Source organism: Paracoccus sanguinis, assembly GCF_012689545.1.
In the GTDB taxonomy this organism is placed as follows: domain Bacteria; phylum Pseudomonadota; class Alphaproteobacteria; order Rhodobacterales; family Rhodobacteraceae; genus Paracoccus; species Paracoccus panacisoli.
This window is the reverse complement of the sequence record NZ_CP051542.1, coordinates 2,299,270-2,312,312: the sequence shown is the minus strand read 5'-3', so window position 1 is coordinate 2,312,312 and position 13,043 is coordinate 2,299,270. Positions and strand designations below refer to the sequence as shown.

At 72.9% G+C, this 13,043-nt stretch carries 13 protein-coding genes; 9 read left to right on the top strand and 4 right to left on the bottom strand.

What is annotated here, in order from left to right; genetic code table 11:
• Positions 1-151: 151 nt before the first annotated feature.
• The 5 genes from HGN31_RS11045 (at position 152) to zapE (ending at position 4,458) form a co-directional block, all read left to right on the top strand.
• A complete protein-coding gene (locus tag HGN31_RS11045; protein WP_168783214.1) occupies positions 152-577 on the top strand; it encodes a universal stress protein in 426 nt (141 codons plus the stop codon).
• Between the two features lie 648 nt (positions 578-1,225).
• Entirely contained in the window at positions 1,226-2,476 is a 1,251-nt protein-coding gene (ccmI, locus tag HGN31_RS11040) for a c-type cytochrome biogenesis protein CcmI (RefSeq protein ID WP_168783213.1), read from the top strand.
• Complete coding sequence (ruvX, locus tag HGN31_RS11035; RefSeq protein ID WP_168783212.1) at positions 2,473-2,940, top strand: Holliday junction resolvase RuvX; 468 nt, start codon at positions 2,473-2,475, stop codon at positions 2,938-2,940. The genes ccmI and ruvX overlap by 4 nt, the downstream gene beginning before the upstream one ends.
• Positions 2,937-3,101, top strand: coding sequence for a DUF1289 domain-containing protein (locus HGN31_RS11030; RefSeq protein WP_168783211.1), 165 nt, complete (start codon positions 2,937-2,939; stop codon positions 3,099-3,101). Before ruvX ends, HGN31_RS11030 begins: the two co-directional genes overlap by 4 nt.
• Positions 3,102-3,336: 235 nt before the next feature.
• Positions 3,337-4,458, top strand: coding sequence for a cell division protein ZapE (gene zapE / locus HGN31_RS11025; protein WP_211096289.1), 1,122 nt, complete (start codon positions 3,337-3,339; stop codon positions 4,456-4,458).
• Between the two features lie 24 nt (positions 4,459-4,482).
• On the opposite strand, the gene HGN31_RS11020 is transcribed toward zapE, so the two are convergent.
• The 3 genes from HGN31_RS11020 to accD all read right to left on the bottom strand — a co-directional run bounded on the left by HGN31_RS11020 (position 4,483) and on the right by accD (position 7,878).
• A complete protein-coding gene (locus HGN31_RS11020) occupies positions 4,483-5,511 on the bottom strand; it encodes a sensor histidine kinase (RefSeq protein WP_168783209.1) in 1,029 nt (342 codons plus the stop codon).
• 79 nt (positions 5,512-5,590) lie between these two features.
• Positions 5,591-6,868: a bifunctional folylpolyglutamate synthase/dihydrofolate synthase gene (locus HGN31_RS11015; RefSeq protein WP_168783208.1), complete on the bottom strand. Its 1,278-nt coding sequence runs from the start codon at positions 6,866-6,868 to the stop codon at positions 5,591-5,593.
• Positions 6,865-7,878 (bottom strand): acetyl-CoA carboxylase, carboxyltransferase subunit beta, encoded by a 1,014-nt coding sequence (gene accD, locus HGN31_RS11010; protein WP_036735532.1) that lies wholly within the window; start codon positions 7,876-7,878, stop codon positions 6,865-6,867. Before accD ends, HGN31_RS11015 begins: the two co-directional genes overlap by 4 nt.
• A 155-nt stretch (positions 7,879-8,033) precedes the next feature.
• On the opposite strand from accD, the gene cls reads away from it, so the two are divergent.
• Complete coding sequence (cls, locus tag HGN31_RS11005) at positions 8,034-9,461, top strand: cardiolipin synthase (RefSeq protein ID WP_168783207.1); 1,428 nt, start codon at positions 8,034-8,036, stop codon at positions 9,459-9,461.
• Here the strand turns inward: cls and HGN31_RS11000 are convergent, their stop codons facing one another.
• A complete protein-coding gene (locus HGN31_RS11000; protein ID WP_168783206.1) occupies positions 9,462-9,923 on the bottom strand; it encodes an Lrp/AsnC family transcriptional regulator in 462 nt (153 codons plus the stop codon).
• A gap of 117 nt (positions 9,924-10,040) precedes the next feature.
• Between HGN31_RS11000 and phhA the strand changes: the two genes are divergently transcribed.
• From phhA to ilvD, 3 genes are all read left to right on the top strand, one after another.
• Positions 10,041-10,835, top strand: coding sequence for a phenylalanine 4-monooxygenase (phhA, locus tag HGN31_RS10995; RefSeq protein WP_168783205.1), 795 nt, complete (start codon positions 10,041-10,043; stop codon positions 10,833-10,835).
• On the top strand, positions 10,832-11,179 hold the full coding sequence (locus HGN31_RS10990) for a 4a-hydroxytetrahydrobiopterin dehydratase (RefSeq protein ID WP_168783204.1): 348 nt from the start codon (positions 10,832-10,834) through the stop codon (positions 11,177-11,179). The genes phhA and HGN31_RS10990 overlap by 4 nt, the downstream gene beginning before the upstream one ends.
• A 96-nt stretch (positions 11,180-11,275) precedes the next feature.
• Complete coding sequence (gene ilvD / locus HGN31_RS10985) at positions 11,276-13,009, top strand: dihydroxy-acid dehydratase (RefSeq protein ID WP_168783203.1); 1,734 nt, start codon at positions 11,276-11,278, stop codon at positions 13,007-13,009.
• The last annotated feature ends 34 nt before the right edge of the window (positions 13,010-13,043 follow it).

The following is a 13,043-nucleotide window of genomic DNA, read 5'->3' as shown; positions in this document are numbered from 1 at the left end:
ACTGGCGCCGGGGGTGCCGCGCGGCAAGGCGCTTTGCGACGGGGCAATGGAACGGTTGCGACATTGCGCCCGCGCCGCGCAGGGGGCATCAGCTTGCGGGGCGGCCGCCATCTGTGGTCCGCTCAGCCCCGAGGCTCAGAAAGGATTCGCCATGACCGCCCCCGTCCTCGTCGCGCTCGACCCCTCGGACATCGAGGCGCAGGCCCATATCCTCGCCGCAGCCCAGGCCGAGGCCGCCGCCCGCGGCGCGGGTCTGGCCCTGATCCTCGTGGTCGAGGGGATGCGCCACGCCGCCCACGGCCCCGCCCATGCCGAACTGCGCCAGAGCCTGATGCAGGAGGCCGCCAACCGCGCCGACGCCTGGGCCCAGGGCGTCGTCGGCGGCCCGGTCGAGACGCACGTGGCCTATGGCGACGCCGACGAACAGATCCTCGCCGCGGCGGAGCGGCTGGGCGCCTCGGCCATCGTCATGGGCGAGCGCCGCGAACGCGCCATCGACCGGGTGCTCGGCTCGGTCGCGCAGGCGGTGAGCGCCCGGGCCGGCGTGCCGGTGGTGCTGGTCGCGCCGGTGGCGTGAAGCGGGGCGGGCGGCGCCGGGCGTCTGGCTTAGCGGAGTTTGGGAGACTGCGCGCCGAGGCGCTGGTGGCCTCGGCCGTGTGAGCTTGGCGCCCGGCGGCGGCCGTGGGCTGCGGTGCTCGTCGGGCCGGCAGCGTTTGCGCGCGGCGCGCTGCCCCAAGGCATCGCGGGTGGCACTGTGGGATGCCTCCGGCGGGGATATTTGTGTCCAGCCCGAGAGGAGCGGCGTCGCGGGGGGGGGAGGCACGGCGTCCGCCGGCGGAGGCTGCGCCGGCTCGGAACCGTGGGGGCGGGTCCGGGCACGCTGTCGCCCACGGCGTCAGGCCCTCGTGCGTGAGGCGGTGGTACGCCCGGATCGCCATAGGGGGTGCGCGGCGAGGGCCGGCTGAACCTATGCCCGAGCGCGCTGCCTCGCGGGGCGCCCGGGGGCGCGGACAGCGCCTGCGGGCGACCGCTGGTGGGCTCGCCACGCAGCCCGCGCGCGCGGCAGGGCACTGGGGCGCCCGCCCCGGGCCCCTGCGCCCTGCCGCCAGGGCGCGCCCATCGCCCCCGCACGTCGGCGTGAGCCGCGCGCCCCTGCGGCATGGCTGCGCTTTCGGTTGGCGGCGAAACCGCCTATCACCCTTGCGACCAAAGGGATGAGGCGGCGATGTTCTGGGTGATGGCGGCGGCGATGGTGGTGCTGGTGGCGGTGGCGATGCTGCGCCCCTTCCTGGGCCGCGGCGCCACCACGGTCGAGCCGCCGGCCGCCTATGACCTCCGCGTCTACCGCGACCAGCTCCGCGAGGTGGACCGCGACGTGGCCCGCAAGGTGCTGTCCGAGGCCGACGCCGAGCGCCTGCGGGTCGAGATCGGGCGCAAGGTGCTCGAGGCCGACCGGGCGCTGGCGCGCCAGACCGCGCCCCGGGGGGTCGCCCCGCGGCCGCTGGCGGCAGCGCTGGTGCTGGTCGCGCTGATCGCGGCCAGCGGCGCGGTCTACTGGACGTTCGGCAGCCCGACGATGCCCGACCTGCCGCTCAAGGCCCGGATCGCGGCCGCCGACGCGCGCATCGCCGCCCGCCCGACGCAGGCGGAGGCCGAAACCGCCGCCGCCGCGGCCCGCCCCGCCACCCCGACGCCGCCGACCCAGGCCGATGCCGACTACGTCAAGCTGGTCGAGCAGCTGCGCACCGCCGTGGCCAGCCGCCCGGGCGACCCGCAGGGCCTTGCCCTGCTGGCCGAGCACGAGGCGCGGCTGGGCAATTTCACCGCCGCGCGCGAGGCGCAGGCGGGGCTCATCAAGGCCAAGGGCAGCGACGCCGACGCGCTCGACTACGCCCGCCTCGCCGGGCTGATGATCGAGGCCGCCGGCGGCGCCGTCTCGCGCGAGGCGGAAACGGCCCTCGACGAGGCGCTGAAGCGCGACCCGCAGAACGGGCAGGCGCTCTATCTGCGCGGGCTGATGCTGGCGCAGGTGGACCGGCCCGACCTCGCCTTCCCGATCTGGCGCGACCTGCTCGAAAGCGGGCGCGAGGACGGGCCGTGGATGGCGCCGATCCGCCAGCTCATGCCCGACCTGGCGTGGCTTGCCGGGCATCCCGACTACCGGATGCCGGGCGACGCGCCGGCGGGGGCGCCGATGATGCCCGGACCCGACGCCGCCGCCGTGGCCGCGGCGGGCGACATGACGCCCGAAGAACAGCAGCAGATGATCGCCGGCATGGTCCAGCGGCTCGAGACGCGGCTCTCGGAAGAGGGCGGCACGCCCGAGGAGTGGAGCCGCCTGATCACCTCGCTCGTGCGGCTCGGCAACACCGACCACGCGCGCGAGATCCTGGCCGAGGCCAAGACCCGCTTCGCGGCCCAGCCCGAGGCCCTCGCCACCGTCACCGCCGCGGCCGACAGCGTCGGGCTGAAATGATCTGCCCCGACATGACCGCCTTTGCCGCGGCGCTGCCGCGGGCCGGGGCGCTCGCCGGGCTCGACCTCGGGACGAAGACCATCGGCGTGGCGGTGTCGGACGGGCTGCGGCAGGTCGCCTCGCCGCTGACGGTGATCCGGCGGGTGAAGTTCACCGAGGATGCCGCTGCCGTGCTGGCGCTGGCGGCCGAGCGCGGCCTGGCCGGGCTGGTGCTGGGTCTGCCGCTGAACATGGACGGCAGCGAGGGGCCGCGCGCCCAGTCCACCCGCGCCTTCGCCCGCAACCTCGAGCGGCTGACGCCGCTGCCGATCGGCTTCTGGGACGAGCGGCTGTCCACCGTCGCGGCCGAGCGCGCGCTGATCGAGGGCGACACCTCGCGCAGGCGCCGTGCCGAGGTGATCGACCAGGTGGCGGCGGGGTATATCCTGCAAGGCGCGCTCGACCGGCTGCGGTATCTCGGATGACCGTCGCGAGCCCCTGCCGCAACATCTGCACGCTGGACCGCGACCGCCGCCTGTGCCTCGGCTGCGGGCGGACGCTGGACGAGATCGGCCGCTGGTCGCGGATGAGCGAGGCCGAGAAGCAGGCCGTGCTCGACCGCCTCGCCCGCCGGGCGGCGGACTGACGGGGCCGAAGGGCGCGCAAGGGGGTGAGTCGGGGCCATGCCCGGACCCTGCCACGGCGCCGGTTAACATCCGCTGAACGCCGCCGGGGCTCCCGCACGAACTCCCCATTCTTCCTTGCAAAAATATCCCGCGGGGGTGCGGGGGCGCGAAGCCCCCGCCTGCGGCGCCATCCGTCCCGCGCCGCCCCTTGCCCCGCGGGCGCGGATTTGGCACCTCCGACGCATGGCCGATCCCGTGTCCCACCCCGTCACCGCCGCCTACGAGGCCCGCGTCGCCGCCGGCGCGCTCAGCGGCGACCCCGCGCAGCGCGCCGTCCTGCCGGTGCTGGACCGGCTGGTGGCGGCGCTCGCCCGCCAGCCGGCGCCGGGCAAGCCAGGCGGGCTGCTCGGCCGGCTGTTCGGGGCGGCCGCCTCGGCCCCGCCGCAGGGGCCGGCGCCGCGCGGGCTCTATCTCTGGGGCGGCGTCGGGCGCGGCAAGTCCATGCTGATGGACCTGGTGATGGAGACCGCCCCCACCGAGGCCAAGCGCCGGGTGCATTTCCACGCATTCATGCAAGAGGTGCACGCCGGCCTCAACGCCGCCCGCGCCCGGGGCGACGCCGATGCGGTGCGCCCCGTGGCGGACGCCATCGCCGACAAGACGCGGCTCTTCTGCTTCGACGAGATGCAGATCACCGACATCGCCGATGCGATGATCGTCGGGCGGCTGTTCCAGGTGCTGTTCGACCGCGGCGTGGTGGTCGTCACGACCTCGAACCGCGTGCCCGAGGACCTCTACAAGCACGGGCTGAACCGGGCGCTGTTCCTGCCCTTCATCGCGCTCATCCGCGAGCGGATGCAGGTGGTGCGGCTCGACAGCGACACCGACCACCGGCAGGACCGGACGCAGGGCGGGCAGGTCTGGTTCTCGCCCGCCGACAGCGTCGCGCGTGAGGCGCTGGACGCGGCATGGGACGCGCTGACCGACGGCGCCGCGCCCGTGCCCTATGACCTGCCCGTGGGCGGGCGCGCGGTGCCGATCCCGGCCGCCGCGGGCAAGGTCGCGCGGGCGGGGTTCTGGGATCTCTGCGGCAAAGCGCTCGGCCCGGCCGACTACCTTGCCCTGGCCGAGCGGTTCGAGGTGCTGATCCTCGACGCCATCCCCCGGCTCGGCTCGCAGAACTACGACGCCGCCAAGCGCTTCGTCACGCTGGTCGACGCGCTTTACGAGGCGCGAGTGCGGCTGATCGCCAGCGCCGCCGACGAGCCCGAACGGCTGTATATCGAGGGCACCGGCAGCTTCGAGTTCGAGCGCACGGCCTCGCGCCTGCGCGAGATGCGCGACGCCGCCTGGGGCCGGAACCGCGCCACGGACTGAGCCGCGGCAAGGCCCCTGCCCCGCTCAGGCGTCGTCGCCCGAGGGCTCGCGCTCGCGTTCGCGCAGCGGAAAGACGATCGCCACCCGCGTCCCGCGATCCGAGCTCTCGACGCCCAGCCGGCCGTCGATCTGCTGGACGAAGGCCTCGATCAGCCCGGTGCCGATCCCCGGCTCGCGCGCGGGATCATGGGTGGCGGCGGTGCCGATGCCGTCGTCGGTGACCGACAGCTCGACCCGCTCGGGGTCGAGCCGCCGCAGCACCACGCGGATGGTGCCGCGGCGCCCGGCCGGAAAGGCGTATTTCAGCGCGTTGGTCATCACCTCGTTGAGCAGCAGCCCCAGCGGCGCGGCGCGCGCGGTGGGCAGGCACTCGGCGGCGATGTCGCAGCGCACCTCGATCTGCGTCGCGTCCGCGACCGAATGGGCGACCGAGTTGACGACCTCGGGCAGGTAGCGCTCGGCGGCGACCTCGGACACGTCCGCGGCGCGGTTGAGCGCCCGGTAGAGCGCCGTCACCGCCGCCAGCCGCGTCACGATCCCCGCCAGCGCCCGCTGGCCGGCGGGCTCGTCCAGCCGCCGCGCCTCCATCCGCACGATCGAGGTGATCATGGCGAGCGTGTTCATCACCCGGTGGTTCAGCTCGGCGAGCAGGTTCTCGGCCTTCTGCCGCGCCTCCTCGCGCTCGCGCTCGATCCTCAGCCGCTCGGTGACGTCGCGGAAGACCAGGGCGAAGCAGCCGTCGGGCTTCACCGGCGTGGCGAAGACGTCGAAGTCGCGGCCCATCACCTCGGACCGGCTCTGGAAGCGGATCGAGGTGCCGCGGGCGACCTGATCGTAGCGCTCGAACCACTCCTGCTCGAGCCCGGGGACCATCTCGCGCGCGGTGCGGCCCTCGGCGCCGACCAGCCCGGTCATCGTCTCGAACAGCGGATTGGTCTCGAGGAAGCGATAGTCGAGCGGCGCGCCGTCCGGCCCGCGCAGCATCTCGCACAGGCAATAGCCGTCGTCGATCACCTCGAAGAGCTGGTCGAGATAGGGGCGGGCGAGGGTCACGCGAATCGCTTTTCGAAATGGCTGACGGGGGTATGCAGGCGCCCGATATAACACGGAAATCCGCGCCGCAACGGACCGATCAGCCGTTCTCGCGCAGCACCCGTCCGGCGAGGTACAGCGAGCCGCAGATCAGCAGCCGCGCGCCGGGATGGGCGGCGGCGAGCGCGCTCACCGCCGCGCCCGCATCTGTGGCGGTACCGGCCGGCAGCCCGGCGGCGCGGGCGGCGGCGGCGGTCGTCTCGGCCGGCAGCGTGTTGGCCTCGCCCGGAATGGCCACCGCGGTCAGGCTTTCGGCCACGGCGGCCAGCGGCGCCATGTAGCCCGCCACGTCCTTGGTGTTCAGCATCCCGCAGATCAGATGCGTGGGCCGCGGTGGCATCGCCGCCAGCGTCGCGGCCACCGCCGCCCCGCCCGCCGGGTTGTGGCCGCCGTCGAGCCACAGCTCGCAGCCGCCCGCCTGCGCGGCCTCGACCAGCGGGCCGCGGGTCAGGCGCTGCATCCGGGCGGGCCATTCGACCCGCGTCATCGCCGCCGCCGCCTCGGCCTGCCCGTAGCCCAGTTCGCGCAGGGCGGCGATGGCGGTGCCGGCGTTGTCGATCTGGAACGGCCCCGGCAGGGCCGGCAGCGGCAGGTCCAAGAGCCCGCGCTCATCCTGATAGACCAGCGCGTCGCCTTCGCGCGCGGCGGTCCAGTGCTGCCCTGCGACCGCCAGCGGACAGCCGAGCCGCGCAGCGCGCGCCTCGATCACTGCCAGCGCCTCGTCCTGCTGGCGGGCCACGACACAGGGCACGCCGCGCTTGAGGATGCCGGCCTTTTCGCCGGCAATCTCGGCCAGCGTCTCGCCCAGATACTGGGTGTGGTCGATCGAGACGGGGGTGATGACCGTCAGCCGCGGCGCGCCGACCACGTTCGTCGCGTCCAGACGCCCGCCGAGGCCCACCTCGAGCAGCGTCACGTCGGCCGGCGTCCGGGCGAAGGCGAGGAACGCCGCCGCGGTGGTGATCTCGAAGAAGGTGATGGGGCGGCCGGCGTTCACCGCCTCGACCTCGGCCAGCACTGCGGCCAGCGCCGCGTCGCCGATCAGGTCGCCGGCCAGCCGGATGCGCTCGTTGAAATACGCCAGATGCGGCGAGGTATAGGCGTGGACGCGCAGCCCCGCCGCCTCGAGCCCCGCGCGCAGATAGGCCTGCGTCGAGCCCTTGCCGTTGGTCCCGGCGATGTGGATCACCGGCGGGATCGCGTCCTGCGGGTTCCCGAGGTCCGCGAGCAGCGCCGTCAGCCGGTCGAGCGACAGGTCGATGACCTTGGGATGCAGCGCCGTCAGCCGGGCGAGGATGGCGTCCGTCGCGTCGCTCACGCCTTGGCGTTCTTTCGCGCGGCGGCCGGGACCGGGCCGGGCGCCTCGGCCGCCACCGGGGCGGCGTCGGCGGGCTGGAACGCGGCCGAGGGCTCCGCCGGCGCGTCGGGCAGTGCCACCGGGATGGCGCCGGGCGCCGGCAGGTCGGCCACGATCGGCGCCGATTGCCGGGTCAGCATCCGCAGGATCGTCACCAGCTCGGCCCGCAGGTGCTTGCGGTGCGTCACCCGGTCCAGCATCCCGTGCTCGAGCAGATACTCGGCGCGCTGGAACCCCTCGGGCAGCTTCTCGCGGATGGTCTGCTCGATCACCCGCGGCCCGGCAAAGCAGATCAGCGCGTTCGGCTCGGCGATCTGGACGTCACCCAGCATGGCGTAGCTGGCCGTCACCCCGCCGGTGGTGGGATGGGTCAGGACGACGACATAGGGCAGCCGCGCCTCTTTCAGCATCTGCACCGCGACGGTGGTGCGGGGCATCTGCATCAGCGACAGGATGCCCTCCTGCATCCGCGCGCCGCCGGCGGCCGAGAACAGCACCAGCGGCCGCTTGAGCGCCACCGCGCGCTCGGCCGCGGCGAGGATGGCATTGCCGACATACATCCCCATCGACCCGCCCATGAAGCTGAAGTCCTGCGCCGCCGCGACGATGGCGGTGCGCCCGACCTCGCCCTCGGCGACCAGCATCGCCTCGCGCTCGCCGGTCTGCTTCTGCGCGGCCTTGAGGCGCTCGGGGTATTTCTTCTGGTCCTTGAAGCCCAGCGGGTCGGCCAGCGGCTCGGGCACCTTGACCTCGACGAAGGCGCCGCCGTCGAAGAGCGCGGTGAACCGCGCCCGCGGCGTGATCGCCAGGTGATGGTCGCACGAGGTGCAGACGTTCAGGTTGTCGGCGAGTTCCCGGTGAAACAGCATCGTCCCGCATTCCGGGCACTTGGTCCACAGGTTCTCGGGCACCTCGCGGCGCGAGAATAGGCTGTTGATGCGCGGGCGGACATAATTGGTGATCCAGTTCATCGCTGTTCCCTTGCGGTCGGCCTCGGGTCGGCCTTCGGGCGGCCTTGCGCGCCCCGGCCGGAACCGCGGCCGGACAGCGCCCTGCGTCAGGGGCGTGAGATAGGCCGCACCGTCCGCGATTGCAATCGGCGCGCGGGGGCGGCCCTATGGCGGCCATGTGGGGACAGATCATCCTCTGGGCGCATATCCTGGCCGCGGTGGCGGTCAGCCTGCGGGTGCTGACGCGCCCGCAGATGGAGCCGCCGGTCCGCCTCGCCTGGATCCTCGTGGTCGAGGCGCTGCCGCTGATCGGCATCGCGGGCTACCTGCTCTTCGGCGAGATCCGCATGAACGGCCGCGACCGGCAGCGGCGCGAGGACATCCGCGAGCGCCTGACCGGCCTCTGGACCCCGAGCCCGCAGGCGGTCGAGGCGCCCCCCGACTCGGCCCGCGCGGTGCTGGACATGAACCGCGCCGCGGGCGGGTTCGAGCCGGTGTCGGGCAACGATATCCATCTGCTGCCCGAGGACGATTCGGCCATCGACGCGGTGGTCGAGGCGATCGACGCGGCCGCCGACCACGTCCACATGCTCTTCTACATCTGGCTGGACGACGTGTCCGGCCGCAAGGTCGCCGCCGCCGCCTGCCGCGCCGCGCGCCGGGGCGTGGCGGTGCGGGTGATGGTGGACGGGCTCGGCTCGCGCGCGCTCACCCGCTCGACCACGTGGGGGGAGATGCGCGCCGCGGGCGTCGACTGCCGCCGCGCCGACCCGGTGCGGCTGTCGCTGGTCCGCGCGATGCTCAGCCGCGTGGACCTGCGCAACCACCGCAAGATCGTGGTGATCGACCACACGCTCGGCTTCACCGGCAGCCGCAACTGCGCCGACATGGCCTTTGCGGTGAAGCCGCGGTTCGCGCCGTGGGTCGACATCCTCGCCCGCATCCGCGGCCCGGTGGTGCGGCAGATGCAGGCGGTGTTCCTGCAGGACTGGATGACCGCGACCGGCGCCGACCTCGGCGCGATGCTGACCCATGTGCTGCCCCCCGGCGGCCCGGACCAGATCGCCCAGGTGCTGCCCACCGGCCCCGACCGGCACGTCGCGGGGCTGTCGGACGCGATGATGACGCTGATCCTGAGCGCCCGGCGCAGCATCACCATCTCGAACCCCTACTACGTCCCCGACCAGGCGGTGGACGCGGCGCTGCGGGCCGCGGCGCTGCGCGGGGTCGAGGTCACGATGATCCTGCCCCGGCGCAACGATTCGCTCTTCGTCGGCGCGACCAGCGAGGGGTTCTTCGGCGGGCTGGCCGAGGCCGGGGTGCGGCTGTGGCAGTTCGTGCCAGGGCTGCTGCACGCCAAGATCATGACCGTGGACGGGCAGCTGGCGATGATCGGCTCGGCCAACCTCGACCGCCGCAGCTTCGAGCTGAACTACGAGATGAACTTGACCGTGGTGGACCCGGTGCTGACGGCCGAGCTGGACGCGCGGCAGGCCAGCTACCTCGCCCGCGCCGTGCCACTGACGGCCGAGGAGATCGCCGCCTGGCCGATGTGGCGGCGGGTGCGCAACAACGCCCTGGCGCTGGCGACGCCGCTCTTGTGATCACACGGGCAGGGCGGTGGTGTATTTCGTCTGCCGCAGGACGAAGTTCGTCACCGTCGCCCGGATGATCCCGGTCGCCAGCAGCCGCCGCATCAGGAACCGCTCGAGCCCCTCGGCATCCTCGGCCACGATCTTGAGCAGATAGTCCGAGGCCCCGGTGATGGTCGCGCATTCCACCACCTGATCCTCGGCCTGCACGAAGCGGTCGAAGGCGGCGATCGTCTCCTCGCGGTGGTCGAGCAGCGAGACCTGCACATAGGCCAGCGCCGAAAGCCCCAGCGCCCGGGGCGGCACCAGCACCACCTGCGCGGCGATCACGCCGTCCTCGGTCATCCGCCGCACCCGCCGCCACGCGGGCGAGGCCGAGAGCCCGGCGCGCTCGGCCAGCTCCTGCGTCGAAAGCGTGGCGTCGCGCTGGAGAAGCCGCAGCAACCGCCGGTCGGTGTCATCGAGGTCAGGCATGGGATACCCCGCAGCGGCCCGGATCGGGCATGGTGTTTCCCGACCCTGCCCCAGACCCCCGCCTGCGGCAAGATTTTCTGCCGCCCTCGGGTAAACTGGACCACGGGAGGACACATCATGCCGAAATCGACCGAATACGAGGCCAAACAGCCCGACGCGGACGGATTCATCGCCTACACGCCCGAGGAGGACGCGGTCTGGGCCGATCTCATCGCCCGCCAGATGCCCGCGGTGCGCCGCGACATGGCGCGGCCCTACCTCGACGGGCTGGCCAAGCTCGACCTGCCCACGGCGCGGGTGCCGCAATGCCCCGAGGTCAGCGAGAGGCTGCGCGAGCTGACCGGCTGGCGGGTCGAGCCGGTGCCGGCGCTCATCGGCTTCGGGCGCTTCTTCGGGATGCTGGCCGACCGGACCTTTCCGGCCGCCAGCTTCATCCGCAAGCGCAAGCACTTCGACTACATCGAGGAACCCGACATCTTCCACGAGATCTTCGGCCACACCCCGCTGCTGACCGACCCGGCCTTCGCGGCCTTCTCGCAGGCGATCGGGCAGGCCGGGACGCGGGCCGAGAAGCCGGACTTCGCCTGGCTGATCCGGCTTTACTGGTTCTCGATCGAGTTCGGGCTGACGCGCCAGGACGGGCGGCTCAAGGCGCTCGGCTCGGGGCTGGCGTCGTCGGTGACGGAACTGCCGTGGTCGATCTCGGACGCGCCCCAGCACCGGTCCTTCGACGTGATCGACATCCTGCGGACGCCCTACCGCATCGACATCCACCAGCCGCTTTACTTCGTGATCGACCGGCTGGACGATCTCTTCGCCGCCGCCGACCGCGACCTGCTGGCCGACGTGCGGCAGGCCCGCGCGCTGGGGCTGCACCCGCCCGCATACCCCCCGAAGGAGGAGGTGGCATGACCGACCCGACCTGCGATCTCGCCGCCCGCGACTGCGTGCCCTGCCAGGGGGGCGTGGCGCCGATGGATGCGGTGGCCGCCCGGACGGCGCTTGCGGGGCTCGAGGGCTGGACGCTCTCGGACGACGCCCGCGCGATCCACCGCCGCTTCGCCTTCAAGGGCTTCGCCAAGGCCGTCGAGATGGCGAGCCTCGCCGCGTGGCTGGGCAACAGCCAGGGCCACCACCCCGACATCGCCTTCGGCTGGGGCTATTGCGAGGTCACCTTCACCACCCACGAGGCCGGGGGGCTGACCGAGAACGACCTGATCTGCGCGGCCAAGCTGAACGCGGCACTGGCGCTTTAGGCGCGCGGGCGGGCACTCCGCTCCGCGCTGCCCCTCCCGCGCCCTTGCCCCCCGCCCGGCCCGGCACTATTCCGGACCCCAGCCAAGGGGGACGCCATGAAGAACACGCGCTTCGACAAGTCGAAACTGCCCAGCCGTCACGTGACCGAGGGGCCGGCGCGTGCCGCGCATCGCAGCTATCTTTACGCGATGGGCGTGACCGAAGAGGAAATCCACCAGCCGCTGGTCGGCGTGGCGACCTGCTGGAACGAAGCGGCGCCCTGCAACATCGCGCTGAACCGTCAGGCGCAGGTTGTGAAGATGGGCGTCAAGCGCGGCGGCGGCACGCCGCGCGAGTTCACCACCATCACCGTGACCGACGGAATCGCCATGGGGCACGAGGGGATGCGGTCCTCGCTTGCCTCGCGCGACGCCATCGCCGACACGGTGGAACTGACCATGCGCGGGCACTGCTACGACGCGCTCGTGGGGCTTGCCGGCTGCGACAAGTCGCTGCCCGGGATGATGATGGCGATGGTGCGGCTGAACGTGCCGTCGGTCTTCATCTACGGCGGGTCGATCCTGCCCGGCCGCTACCAGGGCCGCGACATCACCGTGCAGGACATGTTCGAGGCCGCGGGCAAGCACGCCGCGGGCCTGATCTCGGACGCCGAACTCGACATCATGGAGCGCGTGGCCTGCCCGTCCTCGGGCGCCTGCGGGGCGCAGTACACCGCCAACACCATGGCCTGCGTCTCCGAAGCGATCGGGCTGGCGCTGATCAACTCGTCCGGCGCGCCCGCGCCCTACGAGAGCCGCGACCAGTTCTGCGACGCCTCGGGCTTCGCGGTGATGAACCTGATCGAGAAGAACATCCGGGCCCGCGACATCGTGACCCGCAAGAGCCTCGAGAACGCGGCCCGCGTCGTGGCCTGCACGGGCGGGTCGACCAACGGCGGTCTGCACCTGCCGGCGCTGGCGCATGAGGCGGGGATCGACTTCGACCTCTTCGACGTGTGCGACATCTTCAAGGACACCCCCTATTTCGTGAACCTGCGGCCGGGCGGCGAATACGTCGCCAAGGACCTGTTCGAGGTCGGCGGCATCCCGGTGGTGATGAAGGAACTGGCCAAGGCCGGGCTTCTGCACCTCGACTGCCTGACCGCCTCGGGCCGGACGCTGGGCGAGGAGCTGGACGAGATCCGCGGCGAGCCGGACGGCAAGGTCATCCACCCCGTCGAGACGCCGATCACCAAAACCGGCGGCGTCGTCGGGCTGAAGGGCAACCTCGCGCCCGAGGGCGCCATCGTGAAGGTCGCGGGGATGAGCGAGGCCGAGCAGGTCTTCACCGGCCCCGCCCGCGTCTTCGAGTGCGAGGAAGAGGCGTTCGCGGCCGTGCAGGCCCGCACCTACAAGGAAGGCGAGGTCATCGTCATCCGCAACGAAGGCCCCGCGGGCGGGCCGGGGATGCGCGAGATGCTGGCGACCACCGCGGCGCTCTCGGGCCAGGGGATGGGCAAGAAGGTGGCGCTGATCACCGATGGCCGGTTCTCGGGCGCCACCCGCGGATTCTGCGTCGGCCACGTCGGCCCCGAGGCCGCGCATGGCGGGCCGATTGCGCTGGTCCGCGACGGCGACATCATCACGCTGAACGCCATCGAGGGCACCATCTCGGTTGACCTGACCGACGAGGAACTCGCTGCCCGCAAGGCCGCCTGGGCGGGTCCGCGCAAGACCGACTATGCCTCGGGCGCGCTGTGGAAATACGCCCAGCTCGTCGGCGTGGCGCGGCTCGGCGCCGTCACCCACCCCGGCGCCAAGGCCGAGACCCACGTCTACATGGACCAGTGACCGGCACCGCCGGTCCGACGGGGGCGCCGCAACG